This window comes from Pseudomonas sp. UBA2684 (assembly GCA_002354655.1).
In the GTDB taxonomy this organism is placed as follows: domain Bacteria; phylum Pseudomonadota; class Gammaproteobacteria; order Pseudomonadales; family Pseudomonadaceae; genus Aquipseudomonas.
In genome coordinates, this window is sequence record DELY01000050.1 from 127,110 (window position 1) to 151,092 (window position 23,983).

Here is a 23,983-nt window from a genome sequence, read left to right on the forward strand (position 1 = left end):
TAACGACGGAGGGTACACGGCGCGCCTAACCCAGCTTACGGCTCGGCCACCTCTTCGCGCGGGTTGCGCCGGCTGCTCAGCTTGGCCGCCAGCGACTCCACCAACAGGTAGAACATCGGGATCAAGAAGATCGCCAGCACGGTGGCGGCGAGCATGCCGCCGATCACCCCAGTACCGATCGAGTGACGGCTGGCCGAGCCGGCGCCGCTGCTGATGGCCAGCGGTACAACGCCGAGGATAAAGGCCAGCGAGGTCATGATGATCGGCCGGAAACGCAGGCGCGAGGCCTCCAGCGCCGACTCGAAGATGCCCATGCCCTGCTTTCGGCACAGCACGGCGAACTCGACGATGAGGATGGCGTTCTTCGCCGCCAGACCGATCAGCGTCACCAGGCCGACCTGGAAGTACACGTCGTTCTCGATGCCGCGCAGCCACACCGCGAGGATCGCCCCGAACACCGCGAACGGCACCGCGGTGACCACCGCCAGCGGTAGGGTCCAACGCTCGTACTGCGCGGCGAGGATCAAAAACACCATGATCAGACCGAAGACGAACGCCGTGCTGCCAGAGCCCTGGGTCGCCAGTTCCTGGTAGGCCGAACCGGTCCAGCCGATGCTGTAGTCGCTGCCGAGTACCTCGTCCGCCACTTCCTGCACCGCCGCCAAGGCCTGCCCGGAGCTGAAGCCCGGCGCCGGGCCACCGAGGATTTTCGCCGCCGGGTAGACGTTGAACCGCGCATAGGTGTCCGGGCCGAGAATCCGCTCGACCTTGACCAGGGTCGCCAGCGACACCAGTTCGCCACCGGCCGACCGCACATACACCTGGGACAGGTCTTCAGGCTTGCGGCGGAATTCCGATTCGGACTGCAAGCTGACCTGGAAGGTGCGGCCGAACAGGCTGAAGTCGTTGACGTAGTAACTGCCGAATGTCGCCTGCATGGCGGTGAACACATCGGTGATCGACACCCCCAGCGCGCGCGCCTTGGTGCGGTCGAGGTCGATGTAGTACTGCGGCACATCGGCGCTGAAGGTGCTTTGCACGCCCGCCAGTTCCGGGCGCTTGCGCGCTGCGGCGAGGAAGCTGTTGACCCGCTCTGCCAACTGCGCGGTGCCCGCGCCGCTGCGATCCTGGATATAGCCTTCAAAACCGCCGGTGGTGCTCATGCCAGTGATCGGTGGCGGGTTGAAGGTCATCACCACGCCATCCTTCTGCGCGGCGCCCATGCCCATAAATTCACGCGTCAGATTGCGCGCGTCCAATTCCGGCGTGGTGCGCTCGCTCCAGTCCTTCAGCGGCACGAACGACACCCCGGCGTTGCTGCGGGTGCCGAAGGTCAGCACGTCGAAACCGGCGAAGGTCACCACATCCTGCACCGCAGGGTGCGCCATCAATTGCTGGGTCACGTCACTGGTGAGCTTCTCGGTGCGGGTCAGCGAGGCGGCCGGCGGCAGGAAATAGGCGTTGATCACATAGCCCTGGTCTTCATCCGGCACCAAAGAGCTGGGCACCCGGCTGAACAGCACGACCATCAAGGCGATCATCCCGCCAAACAGCAGCAAGCCGACCAGCGAACGCTTGAGGAAGAAGCGCACCCCGGCGGTGTAACCGTTGGTGAAGCGGTCGAAGACCCGGTTGAAGGCGCGGAACGGCGCCGCCGGCTCGTGATGCCCCGGCTTGAGCAGCAGGGCGCACAGCGCCGGGCTCAAGGTCAGTGCGACGATGCCGGAAATCACCACCGACACGGCAATGGTGATGGCGAACTGTTTATACATCTCCCCGGCCAGGCCGCCGAGAAAACCCACCGGCACGAACACCGCGCAGAGCACCAGCACGATGGCGATGATCGGTCCGGTCACCTCCTCCATGGCCTTGATGGTCGCCTCGCGCGGGCCGATCTTGTCGGTGGCCATCACCCGCTCGACGTTCTCGATCACCACAATGGCGTCGTCGACCACAATGCCGATGGCCAGCACCATGCCGAACAACGTCAGCAGGTTGATCGAGAAACCGAGCATGTACATGCCGGCGAAGGTGCCGACCAGCGATACCGGAATCGCCAGCACCGGGATCAGCGTGGCGCGCCAGTTCTGCAGGAAGATAAACACCACCAGCACCACCAGCACCAGTGCCTCGAAGAAGGTGTGGATCACCTCGGTGATCGACACCCGGACGAATTTGGTGGTGTCGTAGGGGATTTTGTAGGTCATGCCGCTGGGGAAGCTCTGCGACAGTCGCTCCAGGGTGACCGCCACCGCGTCGGCGGTATCCAGGGCGTTGGCGCCCGGTTGCAGGTAAACGCCGAAGGCAGCGTTCTGTTGACCGTTGAGGGAGGTCATCAGGGAATAGTCCTGAGCGCCCAACTCGATCCGCGCGACATCTTTGAGCAACAAGCTGGCGCCGGTGGCATCGCTGCGCAGGATCACGCTCTCGAACTCGGCCGGATCGGTGAAACGGCCCTGGGTGGTTACCGTATAGGTGAAGTCCTGATCCTGCTCCAGCGGCTGCTGACCGAAGCTGCCGGCGGCGAATTGCGAGTTCTGTTCGCGGATCGCGTTGACCACATCGGTGGGCGTCAGGTTGTACTGCGCCAGCTTGTCCGGGCGCAGCCAGATGCGCATGGAATAGTCTTTCGAGCCGAACTGGCTGACATCGCCGACGCCGGGCAGGCGCTTGAGTTCGTCGATCACGTTGATCAGCGCGTAGTTGCTGATATACACCGGATCGCGCGAGCCGTCCGGGGAAAACAGGGTAACCACCTGGAGAATGTCCGAGGACTTTTTCACCACCTTGACGCCCTGGCGGCGCACTTCTTCCGGCAACTTGGCCAGGGCGGCCTGCACCCGGTTGTTAACGTCGATAGTGGCCTGATCGGGGTCGCGGCCGACTTCGAAATACACCGACAGGCTCATGGCGTTGCCGCCGGAGTTGGACTGTTGGTAGATCATGCCCTCGACGCCATTGATCGACTGTTCCAGCGGCGCGGCGACGGTTTCCGCGATCACCTGGGCGCTGGCGCCGGCATAGGTTGCATTGACCGAGACCTGCGGCGGCAGAATCTGTGGGTATTGGGCAATCGGTAGCGCACGCATGGCCATCAGGCCGGCGAGCACGATGACGATGGAGATGACTGCAGCAAATACCGGGCGGTCGATAAAGAAGCGTGAGATCACCGGAGAAGCTCCCTAAGATTGCTTGGCGGGCGGCTCAGCGGCATCGCTGACGCTGACCGGGGTATCCGGGCGCACCTTGGGCAAGCCTTCCACAATCACCCGATCGCCTTCGCTGACGCCAGACTCGATCACCCAGCGGCCATTGCCGGTGCGGCCGGTACTGACCTCGCGCATGCGCGCGATGCCCTCGCCGTCCACCACATACACGAAAGTGCCACGCGGCCCCTGCGCCACCGCGCGCTCGGGTACGGTCATGGCGCTGGGCAGGCTGATGCCCTTGACCAGCACCCGCACGAACTGGCCGGGCAGCAACTTCTGCTCCGGGTTAGGCACCACCGCGCGGGCGCCGACGGTGCCGGTGCCGCGGTCGACCAGGCTGTCGGTAAAGTCGACCTTGCCTTCCAGCGGGTAGCTGGAGCCGTCGCCGAACATGATCTGCACGCTCATTTGCCCGCCTTCGAGCAGCAACGCGCCACTCTGCAAACCGCTGCGTACGGTTTCCACATCATTGTCCGGGGCGGCGAAGTTGACGTAGATCGGGTCGAGCTGGGTGATATTGGTCAACAGGCTGGCACTCGGATCGCCGGCCACCATCAGGCTGCCCTCGGAGACCGTTTCCTTGCTGGTGATACCGGAGATCGGCGCCTTCACCGTGGTGTAGTCGAGGTCGATCTGCTTGGATTGCACCTCGGCTTCGGCCGCCTGGATATTCGCCTTGCTCTGCTCGAAGTTGGAAATCGCGTTGTCCAGCTCGCTTTCGCTGGCGAAGCCCTTCTTCTGCAACTCGCGGATGCGCTTGAGGTCACGCTCGGTCTGCCGGTAGCGCGCCTGCTCCTGCGCCAACGCACCTTTGGCGCGCGCCAGGGCAGCCTGGTAAGTGCGCGCATCGATGCGAAACATCACCTGGCCCTGCTTGACCTGACTGCCCTCCAGGTAGGTGCGCTCCTGCAAAATGCCACTGACTTGGGCGCGCACCTGCACCTCGCGAAACCCCGCAGTACGCGCCGAATACTCCAGCTCCAGGGGAAAGGCCGCCGTCTTGACGATTTCCACCACCACTTCCGGTGCGGGCGGTGCATTCCCTGCCAGGGCCACAGGCAGCAGAGCGCTGGCGGTTAACATCCCAAGGGCGAAGGGCAGCTGACGAACAAAGAACATAGGTCTCTCCGAGACGACGCGAGGCACGGCGCACAAAGGCGACGATGCTAATTACATACACTTATGTTTGTAAACAGAACATCGAGCGCTAAATTCATTACACTCTGTTCCCCAAAGCAGAGCCTAGCCAGAAATCGCCCAGCCGCCATGCGCCGAACCAAAGAAGAAGCCGAAAAAACCCGCAGCGCCATCCTCGAGGCGGCCGAGGCGTTGTTCCTGGAAAAAGGCGTGGCGCATACCAGCCTCGAACAGATCGCCCGTCACGCCGGCGTGACGCGTGGCGCGGTGTACTGGCACTTCGAGAATAAAGCGCATCTGTTTCACGACATGCTCAGCCACGTGCGCCTGCCACCCGAGCAGTTGGCCGAACGCTTGAGCGGTTGCGCCGAGCGCGATCCGTTACTGGCCCTGCGCGACCTGTGTGTAGAGGCCATCGAAAGCCTGGCCGTGGACCCACAGAAGCGGCGAATTTTCACCATCCTGCTACGCCGTTGCGAGTTCACCGAGGAACTGCGCGAAGCCGAAGAGCGCCACGAAGCCTTCATCAACCAATTTATCGGGCTCTGCGAGCAACAGTTCAGCAGCTCTTGCGTGCTTGATCGCCTGCAACCGGGCATGACCCCGCGCCTGGCCGCGCGCACGTTGCACGCGCTGATCATCGGCCTGTTCAGCGATTGGCTACGCGACCCGACGCTGTTCGACCCGCTCAACGACACCGCGCCGATGATCGACGCCTGCTTTCGCGGCTTGATCCGCGACTGGCAGGTCTGAGCGCCGCCGTTTTTGGCTATGCCTGCCTAAAAAGGTTCTTCACGGCTAGCAGGCAAGCGCAGCAACCTCGTTGGCTGGGTTAGCGGCGCAGGCCTCCAAGGTACAGGCGACACATTTGCCGAACGCCGCGTAACCCAGCCTACGGAACCGATGGCTATTTCTGAGACAGCGCACTAACCGAGTTCAGCGCATAAGCTAGGCCAGGCTTACCTCGTAGCCCTCCTGGCGAATTGCCTCGGTTAGCTCTTCTACAGACAATCGGCTGGCCACGCGCACCTCTCCGCCGGCCAGATCGACCTGCACCTCGGCGGCCTGATCGCGCGCCTGCACGGCCTGGGTAATCGCCCGCACACAATGCCCGCATGACATGCCTTGCACCTTGAATACCTGCATCGCTTACCTCCACATAAGCACCCGGACAATCCGCGGCTGGCTCGCAGTATTCGGCTTGCCAGCGTGGCAAGGTCAAGCCCGCCACTTGTCCAATCCGCCGACCTCGACCACGCTCAATGCAGTTCATCACGTGCGTGGGAGGTGTGCCATGCCCCGTTTAGCCACCCTGGCCCTGCTCGGCCTGCTGTTCTCCAGCCTGACATCTGCCCAAGTGGTGCCGGCACTGACGCCGCAGGCCGACGGTTACGCGGTGCTGATTATTTCGCGCGAGCGCCTGGAAGTGGCCACGCCCTGCGAAATCGGCCTGTACCTGCAAGACCAACTCGCCGCCCGCCTGTACCAGGGCCAATCGGTGGCGTTCAACCTGCCGCCCGGCCCAGTTTCTCTGCGCCTCGGGGTGATCGGCACGCAGACCTGTCAGCCGGGCATCACTCAGCTCAAGTCTGAACCGCTGGTGTTGCAGGCCGGCGAAGTACGCCGCCTGCGCATCGCCCTGAGCACCTCGGGGCTGTACGTGCTGCCGGCACCGGCCAGCCAATAACGGCAAAGCACTTGACCTTACCCCAAGGTCAAGGTTGATCCTAAGGGCGAACTCACGGGAGAACGCCCATGTCCAGCCTGACCACCTTCGACCTGCCGATCGGCGGCATGACCTGCGCCAGTTGCGCCGGCAGGGTCGAACGCGCCCTGCGCAACGTGCCCCTGGTCGCCAGCGCCAGCGTCAACCTGGCCACCGAACAGGCACGCATCCAGGCGCCGCGCGAGAGCCTCGGCGCATTGATCGGCGCCGTGGAAAAAGCCGGTTATCAGGTACCCAGCGAGCGTCTGGAGCTGAACATCGGCGGGATGACCTGCGCCAGTTGCGTCGGCCGCGTCGAGCGCGCCCTCGGCCAGCAACCCGGGGTGCTGGCGGTCAGCGTCAACCTGGCCACCGAGCAGGCGCAGCTGCGCGTCGCCCCAGGCAGCAACCTCGACAACCTGCTGCAAGCCGTCGCGGCAGCCGGTTACCGCGCGACCGTGCTGGACGAGGCGCAACCAAACGCTGTCGGCGAGGCGGATCGCCTGCTGCGCCGCGAGCGCTGGGCGCTGCTGCTCGCCCTGCTGCTGGCCGCGCCGCTGGTGCTGCCGATGCTGCTGGCGCCCTTCGGCCTGCACTGGATGCTGCCGGCCTGGTTGCAGTTCGCCCTGGCCACGCCGGTGCAGTTCGTCCTCGGCGCACGCTTTTACCGTGCCGCCTGGCGCGCCCTGCGTGCGGGCGCCGGCAACATGGACCAACTGGTCGCCATCGGCACCAGCGCCGGTTACGGCCTGAGCCTGTACCAGTGGGCGATTACCCCGACCGGCGAGATGCCACACCTGTACTTCGAGGCGTCGGCGGTGATCATTGCCCTGATTCTGCTCGGCAAGTACCTGGAAAGCCGCGCCAAACGCCAGACCAGCAGCGCCATCCGCGCCTTGCAGGCGTTGCGCCCGGAGCGCGCCCTGCGCCTGCGCGACGGCCAGGAGGAATGGGTCGCCCTCGGCGCGCTGGCGCTTGGCGAGCAGATTCTGGTCAAGCCCGGCGAGCGCTTCCCGGTCGACGGCCGCGTGCTGGAGGGGCGCAGCCATGCCGATGAAGCGCTGATCAGCGGCGAGAGCCTGCCCCAGGCCAAGGAGCCAGGCGACCGGGTCACCGCCGGGGCGATCAACGGCGAAGGTCAACTGCGGGTGGAAATCGGCGCACTGGGCGCGGAAACCGTGCTGGCGCAGATCATTCGCCTGGTGGAAGACGCCCAGGCCGCCAAAGCACCGATCCAGAAGCTGGTGGATAAAGTCAGCCAGGTGTTCGTCCCGGCGGTATTGCTGATCGCCCTGGCCACCCTGGTCGCCTGGCTGATGCTCGGTGCGCCGCTGCAAGTGGCGCTGCTCAACGCCGTCGCGGTGTTGGTCATCGCCTGCCCCTGCGCCCTCGGCCTGGCCACGCCGACCGCGATCATGGCCGGCACCGGCGTGGCCGCGCGCCATGGCATCCTGATCAAGGACGCCGAAGCACTGGAAGTCGCCCATGGCGTCACCGCGGTGGCCTTCGACAAGACCGGCACGCTGACCTCCGGCACCCCGAAAATCGCCCACCTGCAGGCCATCGATGGCGACAGCAACAGCCTGCTGCAACTGGCCGGCGCCCTGCAACGCGGCAGCGAACACCCGCTGGCCAAGGCGGTGCTCGACGCCTGCAGCGCGCAGCAATTGCCGCTGGCGGCAGTCAGCGCCAGCCAGGCCCTGGCCGGGCGCGGTATCGCCGGGCAACTCGGCGAGCGCCGCCTGGCCCTGGGCAACGCCCGCCTGCTGCACGACAGCGGATTACCGGCCGGCGAACTGGCGACATTGGCGCAGGCCTGGGAAGCCGAGGGCCGCACGTTGTCCTGGCTGATCGAGCAGGCGCCGCAAACGCGCCTGCTGGGGCTGTTCGCCTTTGGTGATACGCTCAAGGACGGCGCTCGCGACGCCATCGAGCAACTCAGCGCGCGCGGCATTCGCAGCCACCTGATCAGCGGCGACAACCTCGGCAGCGCCTCGGCCGTGGCCAACGCCCTGGGCATCGACGCGCTGCACGCCAACGTGCTGCCCGCCGACAAAGCCAGGATCATCGACGAGCTGAAGCAGCAGGGCGTGGTGGCGATGGTCGGCGACGGCATCAACGATGCGCCGGCGCTCGCCGCCGCGGATGTCGGCATCGCGATGGGCAGCGGCACCGACGTGGCCATGCACGCCGCCAGCATTACCCTGATGCGCGGCGACCCGCGCCTGGTGCCCGCGGCGCTGGACATCAGCCGGCGCACCTACAACAAGATCCGCCAGAACCTGTTCTGGGCCTTCGTCTACAACCTGATCGGCATCCCGCTGGCCGCCTTCGGCCTGCTCAACCCGATGCTGGCCGGCGCCGCCATGGCCCTCTCCAGCGTCAGCGTGGTGAGCAATGCCCTGCTGCTGAAAACCTGGAAGCCGAAACCATGACCCGTAGAGCGGCGGGTCCGCGGTTGCCACCGATTGGCGGACAAGGCTGCGCCATGTCCGCCCTACATACTGGAAGCCGAAGGGTCACCACTGACCGCGATCACGATTTCACGGACAGACCGTAGGATGGGTTAGCCGCCCCGGCGATGCCCGGCAAGACCGCGTTTTCTGTGCGGCGTACCCCATCATTGCGGCGTACCTGCTGACGCTCTGTTGGGTTACACGGCGTCTCGCATCTGTGGCTTGCTCGGGAGTGCAGCCGCCGCTAACCCAACCTACGAACAATGTTTGGAGACCGCCTATGAATATCGGCCAAGCCGCACACAAAACCGGCCTCAGCGCGAAGATGATCCGCTACTACGAAAGCATCGCGCTGCTGCCGGACGCCGGGCGTAGCGAGAGTGGCTACCGCCAGTACAGCGCACAGGATCTGCATCGCCTGGCGTTTATCAAGCGCGCCCGCGACCTGGGTTTTTCCCTCGCCGAAGTGGGCAAGCTGCTGGCGCTGTGGCAGGACCGCCAACGCGCCAGCGCCGACGTCAAAGCCCTGGCCGCCGAACATATCGTCGAGCTGAACCGCAAGATCGCCGAACTCAGCGGCCTGCGCGACACCCTGCAGGAGTTGATCGAGGATTGCCACGGCGACCACCGCCCGGACTGCCCGATCCTCAAGGACCTGGAATCCGGCGGCGGTCACACGAACAGTTGACGCTGGACCAGGCTGCGACGTTCAGGGTCTGCCGCAGTGTAGGGCGGCCATGCCGAAGGCTGGTCCACCAAGCACAACGCCGGCTGGATCAGAACCCTACAGCGCCTGGCGTAACGCCGCGCAATCCACGGCGAAGTGATCGACCAGCTCCGGCCAGGGGTTTTCCGCGAGATTGACCAGCACACTGAACGCGCCGGCGGCGCGGGCGCACTCCAGGTCGTAGCGGTAATCGCCAACCATCACCAGCTCATTCGGCGCCACCTGCCAGCGTTCGGCAAAATGCAGCAAACCGCCGGGGTGGGGTTTTGGCGGTGCTTCGTCACGGCCAAGGATGTCCGCTGTGGCAAAGCAGTCGCCCAGGCCAATCGCCTGCAAGGTCAGCAGCGCCAGCTCATGCGCGTTGCGCGTGAGGATGCCCAGCCGGCAGTCGCGCGCTTGCAGGGCGTGCACCAGTTCGATCGCCCCCGGCGCCGGCTGCGCGGTCAACGCCAGCTCGCGCTCGTGCGCCAGCAACCAGGCGTGCTTGGCTGCGGCTTCCGACTCTGGCAGGGCCGCCAGGTGGTGAAGGATGTCCTGCTGCGGCGGAATCGCCAGCGCCCGCTTGATCGCCTCGAAGTCGTGCACCGCCAGGGTCAGGGTGCCGTCCATGTCGAATATCCAATGCTTGAAACGTGCCAGCATCATTGCCCCCAAGGCGCTCAGTCATGCACGCAGAATAACGCGTCGCGCTCAGTAACTGATGATAAGGGAGACATTGTCGAGGTAAGTCGCGGCCGGCACGTTGGCCTGAGTCGGGTCGATGATCACCTGGTAGGCAAAACTCTGCGGGTCGCCGCTGCCGGTGGCGGCCTGGGTCTGGCTGGCATTGTCCCAAACGATAGTGGAGTTCGGGTGGTAGAGGTTGTAGCGCAGGTAATTGCTCCCGGCGAGCATTCGCCGCCAGGGCGCCTGGTAGTGCTGGCCATTGTCGTAGCCGATGCGGTAGCCCTCGGTATTGGTGCAGGTCACGCTGACCGACTGGGTGACCGGGGTGAACTGGCTGACCAGCGCCTGGCTGCCGAAGTCCACCGTCGGCGTACTGTTGATCAGGCAGGCCTTGCTCACTGTCAGCGTCAGGTTGAGGGTAGCGGTCTGCCCAGTGCCCCAGTTGCTCGGCGTACCACAGACACCAAGCGGGCAGTTCTGCGTCAAGCCGGGGCTACGATCCCATGAGGTGCAGGCGCCCAGCGCGCCGAGCACGCAGATCGCCCACTGCCAGTTGAGGGAAACACTGGCCGTGTAGGTGCCGGCGGGTACGTTGACGCCCAGGGCGGTACGGAAATACAGCGGAATCGCACTGGCGCTGCCACCGATGCCGATCAGCACAACATTATTCAGGCTCACCGGCTGGGCGACCTGCAAAGCCTGGCTGTAGCCACTGTCGGCATAGACCTGGAAGGGGATCTGCGCGCTACCACTCTGCAGGTGCAGGCTACCGCTGCTCAGGGTGACCCGTACGTAGTTCTGTGACAGCACGTTCAACACGCTGTCGCAGCTCAAACCACCATTGGCCGCCGCCTGCTGGGGCACTGTGCGCAGGCTCAACGAGTTGCTGCTGCCCAGGCTGATCGCCGCGGCGCTCGCCATGCAAACCGCCTGCACCTGCGTTCCCCACAGCAGGAATAACAACGCCAGCCAGCATGCGTTGGGGTGCATCGCCATCTCCTTGTTCAACGGCATGTCAGTGGCCCGACCAGAGCAACGGCCTCGGCCGTGCCGTCGAGATCGAAACCTGCGGCACACTGGCGGCCATCGACCAGGCGCGCGCGCAGGCTGTTGCGCGCCTGCAAGCCTTCGAAATAAACCAGGCCGTCCCAACCGACATAACTGCGCTGGGCACTCTCCACCTGCTCGACCAGTGTGCCGCGCGGCAGCACTTCGCCACGGCTGTCGACCAGCACGATACTCGCCGCCACCACCCGCTGCAGGCTGAACGCCAATTGCACACCGCTGCCCTGGTGCACGGCAATGCTCTGCACCACCTCGGACGCCTGCACGTTGGCCGGCAGGCCAAGGGGGTCGATTTCGTACTGGCCGCGGTAATAGGACGGTACCCAGGGCACCAGCAGGTGACCATTGCGGTCAGTACTGCCCAGCAATTGATGTTCGAAACGCACGGGAACATCGGCGAAGCCGTCGGTATCGACCAGCACGAAAGCGTCGTCGATGCGGTTGCTGGCGAACAGCGCCGCGTCCATCGCCACCAGCGAGCCGCTGATGCCGCCCCAGCGGGTATCGCGGCCAGCGCTGCGGTACATGCCGCCTTGCAGTTGCGCATAGGGCGTACGCCAGGTCGCATCGGCCTGCTGGAAATCACTGGCGCCCCGGGCATAGCCGAGGTTGTAGCCGATGCCGCCCTGGCTGGGCAGCGCACGGCTGTAGTTGATCCGCTCTCTGTAACTTCCACGGCTGTTGCGTTCGATGCCAGCGGTGACGGTCGAATACAGGTCGAAGGGCAGCACCAGCTGTAGCTGCGCCGAATACCCGGAATCCTCCAGCAAGCGGTTGAACGAGGCGTACAGGTTGGCATTGCCAAAGAAGGTGCGCGACCACGACAGGTTAAGCAAACGGGTGCGCTGGCCCGCGCGATCACGCAGATCGAAATAGCCCAGGCCCAGAGTACCGAGCCTCTCAGGGGAGAAAGAGAACGTCAGTTGATCGCTGCGCTCGGCGAGGAAGCTGCCGCTGAAGCGGTTCTCCAGGGCGCTGACCACGCTGAGGTCGGCAAACCCCGAGGTGCGTTGGATATGCTGCAACGCCACGCCGAAATGCGGCGAGTAGTAGCTGTACCCCAGACTGACCTGCTGGCCGCCCTCGCCCGCGAAACGGCTGTGCGACAGCGAAGTGCCGAGGGTACCGAAGCGGTCGACGGCGAAGGTAGCGCCTACGCCCGCCAGGTCGAGGTCATCGCCTATCTCGGCATGCCCTTCGAGGGTGAAGGCATCGTTGATGCCGTAGCGCAGACTGCCACTGCTGGCGAAACTGCCATAAGAAAAGCTCTCCAGGCCATAGTCCTTGCGCAACTTGCCCGCCGCCAGCGAATAGTCAAACAGGCCTTTCCGCAGCAGTTGGTTGGTCACGTAGAACGGCACGCTGGTGGAGACGCGCCGCCCCTGCGCATCGGTGGTGACCACCGTGGCCTCGCCCGCACCGCTGATGAACGGCACGCTGTTGACGGTGAAGGGACCAGGGGCGAGGGACGCGCTGCTGACCTTGGCATTGTTGATAAACAGGTCGACGCTGCTGGGCACCGTCGCATCGCCGCTGAAGCGTGGCAGCGGATAGGTGATCAGGTCCGGACGCAGGCCGAAGTTACGGCCGATTTGCGCACCGCCGAGGCGCACCGCGCTGTTCCAGGTCAAGGCGGAGCTGACCAAGTCGCCGGCCGCGTAGCTGGTCATGCGGTCCTGGCGGTTGTAGCGCCAGAGGGTGTCGTAGCGGGTATAGCCATCGTTATCGCCGTCAACGCCATCGAAGGCCTGGCGCCAGATGCCGGTGTTGGCGATCACGCCAAAGCCGTCAAAGACCCGCTGTTCAGACCAGGCACTGGCCGCCTGCACGCCATCCTCGGTGTCGCTGTAGTAGAGGTCGTAGTTGAACAGCGCGCCAAACGAACTTTGCGCCGGGGTCAGATCGAACAGCTGCGCAGAGCCGACCTCCTGGCGCGGCAACCAGGCGCTGGGCAATACCAGCAACAGGCGCTGGTTCGCTTCGTCATAGCGACTTTGCAGGCCCGCAATCGACTCTAGCGCCAGCGGGTCGCCGACCGGCACGTCGTCCAAACGCACACCGACCGCCAGCAAGGCCTCACGGCTCAACCAGAACTGGCTATCACGGGCGATCACTCCCACGATCCGCCCGGTCGGCAGCTCATTGACCACCAGCTCCAGGTACAGCTGCTGCTCGCCGGCCCAGGCCACGGCGGCCAAGAGCCAGGCACCCAGCAGCCACCCGACCTGGCCGGGGACGTGCGGCCGCACGCCGCGGCATCCATCAGAGCGCAGGGATGCCGAGCGGCTCACGCTGCTCGTTGATCAAGGCTTCCAGGGTAAAGCCGCTGGCCAGCACGGCCGGCGGCAGCGGCCAGCGCATCCAGGCTCCCGGCAGGACATAACCGAGCAGGCCGTCAGCCAGCGCCACCCGGCGGTCGCTCTGGCGTACATACACCTGCGCCAGGCGCGCATGGGCGCCCCCTCGATTGTGCACGCTCAGGTAGCGCCGACCGCCGACCTCCTCGACCCGGTAGGCCAGGTCCGGACTCAGCGGGCGCACGTCCTTACCTGGCGCCCACGCGCCAGTGTCCAGGGCCGCGCCGGCACCGAAGACGAACAAGGGCACCGAATAGCGCATCTGAAACATCACCCCCAGTTGCGGGTTGGCCTCGCTGCCGGGTTGCAGCATTTCATCCACCAATACCCGATAGGCCTGCTCGCTGTGCGCAGCCGCGGGTTGCATGCTGATCAGGCGCACCATCTGGCGCTTGCCGGGGGCCACGGTAACCACCGGCGGGCTGCCGACCACCTGCTGTTGCGGCTGCAATTGGTCGGTGAAGCCAGCCTGCTGCCAGGCCATCACCCGCACCTGCAGGCTGATCGGCTGCTGCCCACGGTTCTCCAACCACAGCGCCGCGGCTTTCTCCCCGGCCTCGATACGCGGGTTGATCGGCCAAATCAGCAGCGAGCTGGCGGCGTGCAACTCGCCCGCCAGCAGCCAGAACGCGGCAAGAGCCGCCAACCCGATGCGTTGTAGAACCCCCGTCATAGCCCCGCTCCCTGTTCAGTAACTGATGGTCACCGTCACCGTATCGCTGTAGAGGCCCGCCGACGGCATCGGGCTGACACTGAACAAACGCGCATACACCGGATAACTCTGCACCCCACCGCTAAGAGGAAAACTGACGCTCAGCGCCGTGCCGCCGTTACCGCCATCGCCCCACACCTGGCTGTTGGCCACATCCTGAAAAAGCTGATAACGCAGACGCTCGCTGCCTTTGCCGAGAAAGCGCCCCCCGCCGACATCGCTGGCATAGCCACCGGTATTGAGGGCGATGCTCACCGCCGCCCCCGGCGTGCACTGCAGCACGATGGACCCGGCGCCCTGGCTACTGCTCACCTGGATATCACTGGCCAGCGTAGCGAACTGACCAAAGGCGATGCTGCCGAAGCTGCTCGCATCGCTGCTGCCACTGCCGAGCAGGCAGCCCTGCACCACCGTGGCACGCACCTGGAAACTCTGGTCGATGCTCAGCTCGTTCAGGCCGGTGTCGGCCAGGGCGCCAGTGCCGAGCAGCATTCCCACCAGCAACCCGGCACGCTTCACCAGCTCACCGTGACGGTGACCGTATCGCTATACAGCCCCGACGCCGGCACTGCCTGCGCGGGCACCCGGCCATACACCGGTAGCCATTGATCGGCGCCACTGCCAAGACCACTGACCCCGGTACTGTCATCCCACACGGTGGTGTAATCGGCCGCAGTGTAGAGGTTGTAGGACAGGGACGCGGCGGCAGGACCGAGCAGCGTGCGCGACGTGCTATCACCACTGTTGCCGGCACTGATCAGCACGCGATAGGGGGTATTGGCGATGCAGTTGACACGCAGACCACCATTGCTGCCCTGGGCCAGCGCCGTGACCGCTGCCGCGAGAGCGAAATGGCTGCCGAAATCGAGGGTACCGAACTGGCCTAGCGTGGCGGGGACGCTGCTACCGGCCGTGCAGGCGGGCAGCACTTCGGCGGTCACGCCGAGGGTCGCGGTCTTGCTGGCGGCTAGCGCAACAACCGGGCTGCATAAGCCAAGCACCAGCGCTATCCATTTGCTGTCGCCAAGACCGTGCATAACGCTTCCTGTCGCTGTGAGCGTGCATCCATGCGGAGTAAACGACTATCACCAACTGACGGTGACTTGCACCGTATCCAGGTAGGTGCCCGGCGAGGGGGTCAGCTGTGACGGCACCCGGCCATACACCACGACCTCCTCGTCGGCGCCGCTGCCGGTACCGGTGAGTGCCGTCGCGCCATTACTGCCATTGCCCCAGGGCAGCGTGCGCGCGGCATCTTTGTACAGGTTGTAATTGATGTAGGCGCCGGCGCTCTGCATGCGCCGCTGGTTGCCTGTGACGTTCTGCCCGGAGTCGAGAGCTACGTTGTAGCTGGTGCCGGCATTGCACTCCAAGCCGAACGAACCGCCCCCGCCGGCGCCGACCGAGCGGCCTTCGGCGATGCTGTCGAGTGAGGGGTATTCGCCGAAGGTCAGACTGCCGAAGGTGTTGCTGCTGCCATTGTCGTCACCGTTGGTCACGGTACAACCGCTGCCAATGATCAACTGCACATTGAGCTGCCCCTGCACCTGACCGGCGGCATGGGCCGCGCCGGCAGACAGCAGAAACAGGACCGGGAGGACAGGCTTCAGGTAGGGCTTCACGGCTCAACTCCTGTAAGGGCTCTTTAACATCCTTGAACGCACGTAAAAGAAACCCTAGCTGAGAATCTTCTTACATCAATCAGGTGATCAGTACCCACTGCAGCCACTCATTTGACGAACGACGCAAGCAGCTGATTTACCTGGCATAAAACTCGATGTAGGTGAAAACCATAGGAGCTTCGAGCCAATTTCCTACAGAGAAACCAGCATTCGACCTGCAGCCAACCGTCCGTTCATTGATTCAGCGCTAGATGGCAGCGCTCACTTCCAGTCCTCACGGACTCGGGTCAGGCCTTCCTGGGCTACCGAGGCGACCAGTTGGCCCTGGCGGTTGAAGATGCTGCCGCGCGAGAAACCACGGGCGTTGCCGGCCCAGGGGCTGTCCATGGCGTACAGCAGCCAGTCGTCCATGCGCAAGTTGCCGTGGAACCACAGCGAATGGTCGAGGCTGGCCACCTGCATGAACTTCTGCCACACCGACACGCCATGCGGCAGCATCGACGTGGTCAGCAGATTGAAGTCGCTGGCGTAGCCGAGCAGGTACTTGTGCAACTGCGGGTCGTCCGGCAGTTCGCCGGCGGCGCGGAACCACACGTACTTCACCGGCTCGCTCGGCTCCGGGGCAAAGGGGTTGCCGACGGTCACCGGGCGAATCTCGATCGGTTTGTCGCTCACCGCGCGCTCACGGATGCGCTCCGGCAACGAGTCGGCGACCAGGCGCGCCAGTTCGGTTTCCGACTTCAGCCCTTCCGGCCCTGGCACATCGGGCATGCCGAGCTGGTGGTGGAAGCCCTCCTCGTCGTACTGGAAGGAGGCGCTGCAAGTGAAAATCGGCTTGCCCTTCTGGATCGCCATCACCCGCCGCGTGCTGAAGCTGCCGCCGTCACGCACCCGGTCGACCTGGTAAACCACCGGCAAGGTGGCGTCGCCAGGACGCAGGAAATAACCGTGCAGCGAATGCACATGACGGTCCGCCTCGACCGTCTGGCTGGCCGCCGACACACACTGGCCGAGCACCTGGCCGCCAAACAGCTGGCGAAAGCCCAGGTCCTGGCTGACGCCACGAAACAGGTTTTCCTCGATGGCCTCCAGGCTCAATAACGCGACCAGCTCATTCAATACGTGACTCATCCAGGCTCTCTCCATCCACCGCTCACGGCTGCGGCGGTCTTCTCGGTTGTTCATAGGCCGGCAGGGACGTCAGGCGCTCATCCCACACGGCGCGGCCAAGGGTGAAATGGTAAAGACTTTGCCAGCGGCTGTCGGCAAGTCCGAGCAATTCATGCAGCGCATCGTCGAAATAACAGCCGATTCCGGTGGCGGACAGCCCCGCCGCCTCGGCTTCCAGGTACAGCAACTGGCCGATCTGCCCGCACTCCCAGTAAAGCCGCGGATAGCGCCAGGCGCCGTCCGCCAGCGCGGCGTCGAACCGCGCCAGCATGGCCAGGGCTACGCAGCCGTCGCTGGCGATGTCCTGGCCGCAGGAAAGAAACGCGGCCAGGCCGCGGGCATCGCCCTCCAGCAACCGGTACAAGGGCAGCTCGTCGTGCACCCGCTGCCAGCTGAAGTCCTCGCGCAAGCCCGGCTGCGCCTGACCATCGACCCGCGCCAGCCAGTACAGCCCCGGCATCAGCCCTTGCACGCGATGGACGAACAGCAACAGGTCGACCTGCGCCGGCTCACCGCTCAGGGCGAACGGCACCGGCGAGTTGGCCGGCAGCACGCGCTGCAACCAGGCATAGAGCAGCTCGGCGCTGATCCCGGCCTGGCCATCCATAGCCTGCGCACTGCGCCGCCGGTGCAGCAGCGGGCGCAGCGGCAAACCCGGATTGTCCGACTGCGCTCGCCCAGGGGCAGCCAGCCAAGGTGCGGCGGGCAACGCCGGGGCGCGGCACAGCGCCTGCACGCGCGCCAGCTCCGGCCATTCGCGGTACTGACGCGACAGGCGATTGGGCGTCCCGGCCAGCTCAAGCGCCGCCAGGCTGTCCAGCACCGGCGCCGGCAGGCCGAACGCGCGTGCCTGGGGCGGGCCGATCCAGAGCAGGCAGTCGCTGTGCTCGGCTTCATGAAAGCCATCGCGGTCGAGGCCAAACACAGCGTCCAGCTGCACCTCGGCCACCCCGCGCAGCAGACGCACCTGCCAGCCCAGGGCGCTGGCAGCAATCGCCACGGCGGCCAGGGCGTGGCCGAGGTCGTGCTGGCAATAACGGTAGGCGCGCTCGCCGTACTTCCAGGCTTCACGCCAGGGAATGCTGGCCAGGGCCAACAGGCAACCACCGGCCGGCAACGCCGCGCTCAATTGTGTGGCCAGGGCCGCCGGCAGCTCGGCGCGCACCTCCAGGGCATGGGCGTCGGCGCAGTAATGGGCGAGCAACGCACCGTCCTCCAGGCTGCCCGCCGGCAGCAGCAGGTAGGCTTCGGTCGGGTGCAGGTTGCCCGACGAGGGATTGACCCGCAGCGCCCAGCGACTGCCACCCGCTTCTTTCCAGGCAGACAGCCCCAGGCTGTCATAGAGCAGTTGGGAAATACTGGCGCGGTTGCACGGGGCCGGCGGCCCCAGCGGCGCGGCGAACAGCGCATCGTAGGCCGGCGACTCTTCCTGCGGGCGCTGCCACAGCTCGATCAGGCGGGTGCCGGCATAGCGGCGAAACGGCGCCGGCTGGGTTGCCCAGTCCAACTGCCCCGGCCCGGCAGCGAACTGCCCGGGGCGGTGCTTGCTGAGCTGGTGATAGGCACGCACGGCGTCACTCATCGGCTGACCTCCCACTCACGGCGGCGCAAGCGATACAGCACATGGCGGCGCAACGGGTGACCGGCGGCCAGGGCTGGATGGTCGAAGTCGTCCGCCGCATCGCGGCGCATGCCGAGACGCTGCATCAGGCCTTGCGACGGCAGGTTGTCCCGCGTGGTAAACGCGACGATCTGCGTTAACCCCAGTCGTTCGAAGCCGCAGGCCAGAGCCGCGCTCGCCGCCTCGCGGGCGAAGCCTTGACGCCAGTGCGCGCGATCCAGGCGCCAAGCGATCTCCACCGCTGGGGTGAAGGGCGCGCTGAAGCCCACTCGCAGCAGCCCGGTAACGCCGATAAAGGCGCCACTGTCACGCCGTTGCAGCACCCACGGGCCAAAGCCATGTTCGGCGAAATGCCCACGGATGCGCGCCGCCAACGCATGGCTTTGCGCCTGTTCGAGGCAAGCCGGAAAAAAGCGCATCACCTCGGGGTCGGCATTCAGCGCGGCAAAGCCTGTCAGGTCGTCATCGCTCCACTGGCGCAAGAGCAGACGCGGGGTTTGCAGTTCGATCGGTGCAGCCATGGGCACTCCGCTTGAATGAAGTCGCGCAGCGCCGCCATACTCAGGCGCTGTCCATAAGAGCACCAGTGTATGCGTCTGCCTCTCGTCTATCACGAGGACTACAGCCCGCCCTTCCCGGTCGCGCACCGTTTCCCCATGGAGAAGTTTCGCCTGCTGCGCGACCATTTGGTGGACAGCGGCCTGACCCGCGACGCCGACCTGCTGCGTCCGCAGCTGTGCCCGCCCGAGGTGCTCGGCCTGGCCCACTGCCCGGCCTATATCGAGCGTTTTGCCAGCGGCGAACTGGCCCATGAAGAACAGCGCCGCCTCGGCCTGCCCTGGAGCGCAGCCCTGGCCCGGCGTACGGTGCGCGCGGTCGGCGGCTCGCTGCTGGCTGCCGAGCAGGCCCTGCAACACGGCCTGGCCTGCCATCTGGCCGGCGGCACCCACCATGCGCATTACGATCACCCCGCCGGCTTCTGCATCTTCAACGACCTGGCGGTGATCAGCCAATACCTACTGCACAGCGGCAAGGCGCAGCGCGTGCTGATCTTCGACTGCGACGTGCACCAGGGCGACGGCACCGCGCGCCTGCTGGCCGAAACCCCGGAGGCGATCACTGTCTCGCTGCACTGCGCAAACAACTACCCGGCGCGCAAGGCCGCCAGCGACTGGGACATCCCCCTGCCCAACGGCATGGGCGATGCCGACTACTTGAAGGTAGTGGATGACACGCTGAACTACCTGCTGCCGCTGTACCAACCGGATATCGTGCTCTACGACGCCGGCGTCGACGTGCACCAGGACGACGCCCTCGGCTACCTCAACCTCAGCGACGCCGGCATCGCCGCCCGTGACGAAGCCGTGCTCAACCACTGCCTGGGCCGCGATATTCCGGTGGTCGGGCTGATCGGTGGCGGCTACGACAAGGACCGCATGGCCCTGGCCAAGCGCCACGGGATTCTGCATCACAGCGCAGCGCGGGTCTGGCAGGCCTGCGGGCTGGGATAAAACCTCGGCGCGCGCTGTCACACGCCGACTCACCACCATCAAGGAACAACGCACAGCATGCACGCCAAGATCATCGCCTTGCCGGCTCTGTTGGCCGCCCTCACAGTCGGCGCGGGCACCTGCACGGCCGCAGAAACAGCCCCAAACGCCTTGCAGACGCTGGTGGACGCCAACATCCGCCCGCTGATGGCGGAATACGACATCGCCGGGATGGCCGTGGCGATCACCCACCACGGCCAGGCCCAGCATTTCAACTACGGCCTCGCGCGCCTGGACGACCAGCAGCCCGTGACCGCCGACACCCTGTTCGAAATCGGCTCGCTCAGCAAAACCTTCACCGCCACCCTCGCCGCCCTGGCCCAGGCAACCGGCAAACTGACCCTCACCGACAGCGCCGGCAAGCATTGGCCTGAGCTACGCGGCAGCCAGCTGGAACACGCCAGCCTGCTCGACCTCGGCACCTACACCGCCGGTGGGCTGCCCTTGCAGTTCCCCGACCACGTGACCGACCAAGCCAGCATGCTCGCCTATTACCGCCAGTGGCAGCCCGCATACGGCGCCGGCAGCCACAGGCGCTATTCCAACCCCAGCATCGGCTTGCTCGGCCTGCTCGCAGCAAAGAGCATGGGCCAACCGTTCCCCACGCTGATGCAGGGCACGCTGTTCCCCGCGCTCGGCATGCCGCACAGTTATATCCAGGTGCCAGCGGCGCAGATGCCGCGCTATGCCTACGGCTACAGCAAAGACAACCAGCCGCTACGAGTCACACCGGGGATGCTCGACGCAGAAGCCTACGGGGTGAAAACCAGCGCCCGGGACATGCTGCGTTTTATCCAAGCCAACCTCCACCCAGCCGGCCTGAGCCCCGACCTGCAACGCGCCATCGCCACCACGCAGACCGGCTATTACCGCATCGGTGAAATGACCCAGGGCCTCGGCTGGGAGCGTTACCCCTACCCAACCAGCCTTGCACGCCTGCAAGCCGGCAACTCCCCAGCCATGGCCCTGGAAGCACACAACGCCACCCGCCTCGCCCCAGCCGAGTTCGAGCCGGGCGACAGCCTGTTCAACAAAACCGGCTCGACCGGCGGTTTTGGCGCCTATGCGGTGTTTATCCCCAGCCAAGACCTTGGCCTGGTGTTGCTGGCCAACAAAAACTACCCCAACGCCGCCAGGATCAAGGCCGCCTACGCCATATTGACCGCGCTGGCTAAGTCCACGGGCGAGTCTGAGTAATAACCGTGGGATGGCGTTGAGCGCAGCGATACCCATCGGCAGTTAGTGCCGATGGGGGATGGGCGCGGGTGAGTAGGGAGATGGATCAACAGGGGCATTCATTTATCGATGGTTTGATGGGTATCGCGTTGCTCAACCCATCCTACCCGTAGCTATCAGCCCGCCAACACCTTATCCAGCGCCTGCTCCAGGGTCGCCACGGTGCGCTCGATATTGCCCAGCTTATCCAGGCCGAACAGGCCTAAGCGGAAGGTCTGGAAGTCCGCCGGCTCGTCGCACTGCAACGGTACGCCAGCGGCGATTTGCAGGCCCTGGGCGGCGAATTTGCTGCCGTTCTTGATTTGCCCATCGTCGGTGTAGCAGACCACCACGCCAGGCGCTTCGAAGCCTTCGGCGGCGACGCTTTTAAAGCCTTTGCTGGCCAACAGTGCGCGCACCCGCTCGCCCAGTTCCTGCTGTTGCTGACGCACGCGGGCAAAGCCGATGGACTGGGCCTCGCCCATGGCATCGCGGAAACGCGCCAGGGCATCGCTGGGCATGGTGGCGTGGTAGGCGTGGCCGCCCTGTTCGTAGGCCTGCATGATTTGCAGCCACTTCTTCAGGTCGCAGGCAAAGCTGGTGCTTTGAGTGGCTTCGACGCGGGCCTGGGCGGCCTCGCTGAGCATGACCAGGGCGCAGCACGGCGAGGCGCTCCAGCCTTTCTGCGGGGCACTGATCAGCACGTCGATGCCGCAGGCCTGCATATCCACCCAGAGGGTGCCGGAGGCGATGCAATCCAGCACGAACAGGCCGCCGACGGCATGCACCGCGTCACTCACGGCGCGCAGGTAGGCGTCGGGCAGGATCATCCCCGAGGAGGTTTCCACATGCGGGGCGAACACCACCTGCGGCTTTTGCGCGGCGATGGTCGCCAGCACCTCGCTCAGCGGCGGCGGGGTAAACGCCGCCTGACTGCCCTCGGCTATCGGGCGGGCCTTAAGCACAATCGATTCAGAGGGGATCTGGCCCATCTCGAAAATCTGCGTCCAGCGGTAGCTGAACCAGCCATTGCGGATTACCAGGCACGTCTGCCCAGTCGCCAGCTGGCGCGCCACCGCTTCCATGCCGAAGGTGCCGCTGCCGGGCACCACGGCCACGGCATGGGCGTTGTAGACCTGCTTCAGGGTGCTGGAAATCTCCGTCATCACGCCCTGAAACGCCTGCGACATATGGTTGAGGGAGCGGTCGGTGTAGACCACCGAATATTCGATCAGACCGTCGGGGTCGATGCTGGGATAGAGGTCTGACATCGCGGGCTCCAGTGACAAAACATGAAGCCCGACCCTGCCCGAAGCCTGGCCAAATGACAAGGCCGGCACGGCCTGACCCGCCCGCCGCGGCCTCGGTTAGAATGCGCGCCTAGCCCACTCGAGCAACGATATGCCCATGCCTGAATCAGCCCCGCTCTCCACGTCGCGCGTCGCCATCATCGGCGCTGGCCCCGCCGGGCTGATGGCGGCCGAAGTGCTGGCGCAGGCCGGGGTGCGCGTCGAGCTGTTCGACGCCATGCCCTCGGTGGGGCGCAAGTTCCTCCTGGCCGGGGTGGGCGGGATGAACATCACCCACTCAGAAGCCAGGGACGCCTTCCTCTCACGCTACGCCGAGCGCCGCACCGAGATCGCCCGGTTGCTCGCCGAGTTCGATGCGGAGGCCCTACGGGCGTGGATTCATGGCCTGGGCATCGACACCTTCGTCGGCACCTCGGGGCGGGTGTTCCCCAGCGACATGAAAGCCGCGCCGCTGCTGCGCGCCTGGCTCAAACGCCTGCGCGAACTGGGCGTGGCGATTCACACCCGTCACCGCTGGCTCGGCTGGGACGCACAGGGCGCCCTGCGCCTGGCCACACCGACCGGGGAGATCGCGGTGCAGGCCGACGCGACCCTGCTCGCGCTGGGCGGCGGCAGCTGGGCGCGACTCGGCTCGGATGGCGCCTGGGTGGCATTGTTGCAGGCGCGCGGCATCGCCATCGCGCCGTTGCAGGCCAGCAACTGCGGCTTCGAGGTCAGCGCCTGGAGCCCCTTCCTGCGCGACAAATTCGCCGGCGCGCCGCTGAAGAATGTCAGCCTGCGCCTGGACGACGAGGCACCGCGCCTGGGCGAATTCATCCTCACCGCCCAGGGCGTCGAGGGCAGCCTGGTGTATGCCCTGTCGGCGCGGATTCGCCAGCGCATCGAGCAGCACGGCGCGGCCACGCTATACCTCGACCTGCTGCCGCAACACAGCCTGGCCAAGGTCGAGGCGGCGTTGCGCAAGCCGCGTGGCTCGCACTCGCTGGCCAAGCATCTGCATCGCCAGCTCGGCATCGATGGCGTCAAGGCCGCGCTGCTGCGCGAGCTGACACCCGCCGCGCAGTTCAACGACGCCGCGCAACTGGCCACCGCGCTCAAGCACCTGCCGCTGACGCTGCGGCGCCCACGGCTGCTGGATGAAGCGATCAGCAGCGCCGGCGGGGTGCCGTTCGAGGAGCTGGACCGGCAGTTGATGGTGCGCCAGGTGCCAGGGCTGTTTTGCGCTGGGGAGATGCTCGACTGGGAAGCGCCGACCGGCGGCTACCTGCTCACCGCCTGCTTCGCCAGCGGACGGGCTGCCGGGTTTGGCATGCTGAGCTGGTTAGCTCGCTAGCCGTAGGCTGGGTTAGGCGCGCCAATAGGCTCTTCATCGCGCGTCGTAACCCACCAGTCGCGGCCACTCACAACACGGAATGGCTGCGGCCGCAATGGTGGGTTACGCGGTACGAATACCGGGGTCGA

21 protein-coding genes are annotated in these 23,983 nt (G+C 65.6%); 7 read left to right on the forward strand and 14 right to left on the reverse strand.

Annotated features, from left to right (window positions below):
- Positions 1–35: 35 nt before the first annotated feature.
- Together B3M58_RS18260 and B3M58_RS18265 are read right to left on the reverse strand one after the other, a co-directional pair.
- Entirely contained in the window at positions 36–3,170 is a 3,135-nt protein-coding gene (locus tag B3M58_RS18260; protein ID WP_296221260.1) for an efflux RND transporter permease subunit, read from the reverse strand.
- A gap of 12 nt (positions 3,171–3,182) precedes the next feature.
- Positions 3,183–4,328: an efflux RND transporter periplasmic adaptor subunit gene (locus B3M58_RS18265; protein ID WP_296221262.1), complete on the reverse strand. Its 1,146-nt coding sequence runs from the start codon at positions 4,326–4,328 to the stop codon at positions 3,183–3,185.
- Between the two features lie 147 nt (positions 4,329–4,475).
- On the opposite strand from B3M58_RS18265, the gene B3M58_RS18270 reads away from it, so the two are divergent.
- A complete protein-coding gene (locus B3M58_RS18270; RefSeq protein ID WP_296221263.1) occupies positions 4,476–5,099 on the forward strand; it encodes a TetR family transcriptional regulator in 624 nt (207 codons plus the stop codon).
- 195 nt (positions 5,100–5,294) lie between these two features.
- Here B3M58_RS18270 and B3M58_RS18275 read toward each other — a convergent pair whose 3' ends face one another.
- A complete protein-coding gene (locus B3M58_RS18275; RefSeq protein WP_296221265.1) occupies positions 5,295–5,492 on the reverse strand; it encodes a heavy-metal-associated domain-containing protein in 198 nt (65 codons plus the stop codon).
- Between the two features lie 148 nt (positions 5,493–5,640).
- Between B3M58_RS18275 and B3M58_RS18280 the strand changes: the two genes are divergently transcribed.
- The 3 genes from B3M58_RS18280 to cueR all read left to right on the forward strand — a co-directional run bounded on the left by B3M58_RS18280 (position 5,641) and on the right by cueR (position 9,195).
- A complete protein-coding gene (locus B3M58_RS18280) occupies positions 5,641–6,033 on the forward strand; it encodes a hypothetical protein (RefSeq protein WP_296221267.1) in 393 nt (130 codons plus the stop codon).
- A 68-nt stretch (positions 6,034–6,101) separates the two neighbouring features.
- Positions 6,102–8,486 carry a heavy metal translocating P-type ATPase gene (locus tag B3M58_RS18285; protein ID WP_296221268.1) on the forward strand — a complete coding sequence of 795 codons (2,385 nt, stop codon included), beginning with the start codon at positions 6,102–6,104 and terminating at the stop codon, positions 8,484–8,486.
- Between the two features lie 301 nt (positions 8,487–8,787).
- Positions 8,788–9,195 (forward strand): Cu(I)-responsive transcriptional regulator, encoded by a 408-nt coding sequence (gene cueR / locus B3M58_RS18290; protein ID WP_296221269.1) that lies wholly within the window; start codon positions 8,788–8,790, stop codon positions 9,193–9,195.
- 96 nt (positions 9,196–9,291) lie between these two features.
- Here cueR and B3M58_RS18295 read toward each other — a convergent pair whose 3' ends face one another.
- From B3M58_RS18295 to B3M58_RS18340, 10 genes are all read right to left on the reverse strand, one after another.
- Positions 9,292–9,879, reverse strand: coding sequence for an HAD family hydrolase (locus tag B3M58_RS18295; protein WP_296221271.1), 588 nt, complete (start codon positions 9,877–9,879; stop codon positions 9,292–9,294).
- A gap of 45 nt (positions 9,880–9,924) precedes the next feature.
- Positions 9,925–10,890, reverse strand: a complete 966-nt coding sequence (locus B3M58_RS18300) for a Csu type fimbrial protein (RefSeq protein WP_296221274.1) — start codon at positions 10,888–10,890, stop codon at positions 9,925–9,927.
- A gap of 14 nt (positions 10,891–10,904) precedes the next feature.
- On the reverse strand, positions 10,905–13,214 hold the full coding sequence (locus B3M58_RS18305; RefSeq protein ID WP_296221275.1) for a fimbria/pilus outer membrane usher protein: 2,310 nt from the start codon (positions 13,212–13,214) through the stop codon (positions 10,905–10,907).
- 13 nt (positions 13,215–13,227) lie between these two features.
- Positions 13,228–13,995: a fimbrial biogenesis chaperone gene (locus tag B3M58_RS18310; RefSeq protein ID WP_296221276.1), complete on the reverse strand. Its 768-nt coding sequence runs from the start codon at positions 13,993–13,995 to the stop codon at positions 13,228–13,230.
- 15 nt (positions 13,996–14,010) lie between these two features.
- Positions 14,011–14,553 (reverse strand): Csu type fimbrial protein, encoded by a 543-nt coding sequence (locus tag B3M58_RS18315; RefSeq protein ID WP_296221277.1) that lies wholly within the window; start codon positions 14,551–14,553, stop codon positions 14,011–14,013.
- Positions 14,550–15,071: a Csu type fimbrial protein gene (locus B3M58_RS18320; protein WP_296221279.1), complete on the reverse strand. Its 522-nt coding sequence runs from the start codon at positions 15,069–15,071 to the stop codon at positions 14,550–14,552. The genes B3M58_RS18315 and B3M58_RS18320 overlap by 4 nt, the downstream gene beginning before the upstream one ends.
- Positions 15,072–15,119: 48 nt before the next feature.
- On the reverse strand, positions 15,120–15,656 hold the full coding sequence (locus tag B3M58_RS18325) for a Csu type fimbrial protein (protein ID WP_296221280.1): 537 nt from the start codon (positions 15,654–15,656) through the stop codon (positions 15,120–15,122).
- Positions 15,657–15,917: 261 nt separating this feature from the next.
- Complete coding sequence (gene tesB / locus B3M58_RS18330; RefSeq protein WP_296221282.1) at positions 15,918–16,787, reverse strand: acyl-CoA thioesterase II; 870 nt, start codon at positions 16,785–16,787, stop codon at positions 15,918–15,920.
- Between the two features lie 22 nt (positions 16,788–16,809).
- Complete coding sequence (locus tag B3M58_RS18335) at positions 16,810–18,408, reverse strand: SagB/ThcOx family dehydrogenase (protein WP_296221283.1); 1,599 nt, start codon at positions 18,406–18,408, stop codon at positions 16,810–16,812.
- The gene (locus B3M58_RS18340) at positions 18,405–18,968 is read right to left on the reverse strand and encodes a GNAT family N-acetyltransferase (RefSeq protein WP_296221285.1); all 564 of its coding nucleotides are present in this window, start codon (positions 18,966–18,968) and stop codon (positions 18,405–18,407) included. The genes B3M58_RS18335 and B3M58_RS18340 overlap by 4 nt, the downstream gene beginning before the upstream one ends.
- 69 nt (positions 18,969–19,037) lie before the next feature.
- On the opposite strand from B3M58_RS18340, the gene B3M58_RS18345 reads away from it, so the two are divergent.
- Together B3M58_RS18345 and ampC are read left to right on the forward strand one after the other, a co-directional pair.
- Positions 19,038–19,958 (forward strand): histone deacetylase family protein, encoded by a 921-nt coding sequence (locus tag B3M58_RS18345; RefSeq protein ID WP_296221287.1) that lies wholly within the window; start codon positions 19,038–19,040, stop codon positions 19,956–19,958.
- Positions 19,959–20,015: 57 nt separating this feature from the next.
- Positions 20,016–21,194, forward strand: a complete 1,179-nt coding sequence (ampC, locus tag B3M58_RS18350; RefSeq protein WP_296221288.1) for a class C beta-lactamase — start codon at positions 20,016–20,018, stop codon at positions 21,192–21,194.
- A 155-nt stretch (positions 21,195–21,349) separates the two neighbouring features.
- Here ampC and B3M58_RS18355 read toward each other — a convergent pair whose 3' ends face one another.
- On the reverse strand, positions 21,350–22,483 hold the full coding sequence (locus B3M58_RS18355) for an aminotransferase class V-fold PLP-dependent enzyme (RefSeq protein ID WP_296221290.1): 1,134 nt from the start codon (positions 22,481–22,483) through the stop codon (positions 21,350–21,352).
- Between the two features lie 136 nt (positions 22,484–22,619).
- On the opposite strand from B3M58_RS18355, the gene B3M58_RS18360 reads away from it, so the two are divergent.
- Entirely contained in the window at positions 22,620–23,855 is a 1,236-nt protein-coding gene (locus tag B3M58_RS18360; protein WP_296221292.1) for a TIGR03862 family flavoprotein, read from the forward strand.
- Positions 23,856–23,983: the final 128 nt, after the last annotated feature.

What these genes read in the sequence shown, in the direction of transcription:
- B3M58_RS18335 (WP_296221283.1), bottom strand. Translation starts at nt 18,408, where the DNA reads ATGAGTGACGCCGTGCGTGCCTATCACCAGCTCAGCAAGCACCGCCCC.
- B3M58_RS18265 (WP_296221262.1), bottom strand. Translation starts at nt 4,328, where the DNA reads ATGTTCTTTGTTCGTCAGCTGCCCTTCGCCCTTGGGATGTTAACCGCC.
- B3M58_RS18295 (WP_296221271.1), bottom strand. Translation starts at nt 9,879, where the DNA reads ATGATGCTGGCACGTTTCAAGCATTGGATATTCGACATGGACGGCACC.
- cueR (WP_296221269.1), top strand. Translation starts at nt 8,788, where the DNA reads ATGAATATCGGCCAAGCCGCACACAAAACCGGCCTCAGCGCGAAGATG.
- B3M58_RS18345 (WP_296221287.1), top strand. Translation starts at nt 19,038, where the DNA reads ATGCGTCTGCCTCTCGTCTATCACGAGGACTACAGCCCGCCCTTCCCG.
- B3M58_RS18300 (WP_296221274.1), bottom strand. Translation starts at nt 10,890, where the DNA reads ATGCACCCCAACGCATGCTGGCTGGCGTTGTTATTCCTGCTGTGGGGA.
- B3M58_RS18340 (WP_296221285.1), bottom strand. Translation starts at nt 18,968, where the DNA reads ATGGCTGCACCGATCGAACTGCAAACCCCGCGTCTGCTCTTGCGCCAG.
- B3M58_RS18270 (WP_296221263.1), top strand. Translation starts at nt 4,476, where the DNA reads ATGCGCCGAACCAAAGAAGAAGCCGAAAAAACCCGCAGCGCCATCCTC.
- tesB (WP_296221282.1), bottom strand. Translation starts at nt 16,787, where the DNA reads ATGAGTCACGTATTGAATGAGCTGGTCGCGTTATTGAGCCTGGAGGCC.
- B3M58_RS18285 (WP_296221268.1), top strand. Translation starts at nt 6,102, where the DNA reads ATGTCCAGCCTGACCACCTTCGACCTGCCGATCGGCGGCATGACCTGC.
- B3M58_RS18320 (WP_296221279.1), bottom strand. Translation starts at nt 15,071, where the DNA reads ATGCACGGTCTTGGCGACAGCAAATGGATAGCGCTGGTGCTTGGCTTA.
- B3M58_RS18310 (WP_296221276.1), bottom strand. Translation starts at nt 13,995, where the DNA reads ATGACGGGGGTTCTACAACGCATCGGGTTGGCGGCTCTTGCCGCGTTC.
- B3M58_RS18360 (WP_296221292.1), top strand. Translation starts at nt 22,620, where the DNA reads ATGCCTGAATCAGCCCCGCTCTCCACGTCGCGCGTCGCCATCATCGGC.
- B3M58_RS18280 (WP_296221267.1), top strand. Translation starts at nt 5,641, where the DNA reads ATGCCCCGTTTAGCCACCCTGGCCCTGCTCGGCCTGCTGTTCTCCAGC.
- B3M58_RS18355 (WP_296221290.1), bottom strand. Translation starts at nt 22,483, where the DNA reads ATGTCAGACCTCTATCCCAGCATCGACCCCGACGGTCTGATCGAATAT.
- ampC (WP_296221288.1), top strand. Translation starts at nt 20,016, where the DNA reads ATGCACGCCAAGATCATCGCCTTGCCGGCTCTGTTGGCCGCCCTCACA.
- B3M58_RS18275 (WP_296221265.1), bottom strand. Translation starts at nt 5,492, where the DNA reads ATGCAGGTATTCAAGGTGCAAGGCATGTCATGCGGGCATTGTGTGCGG.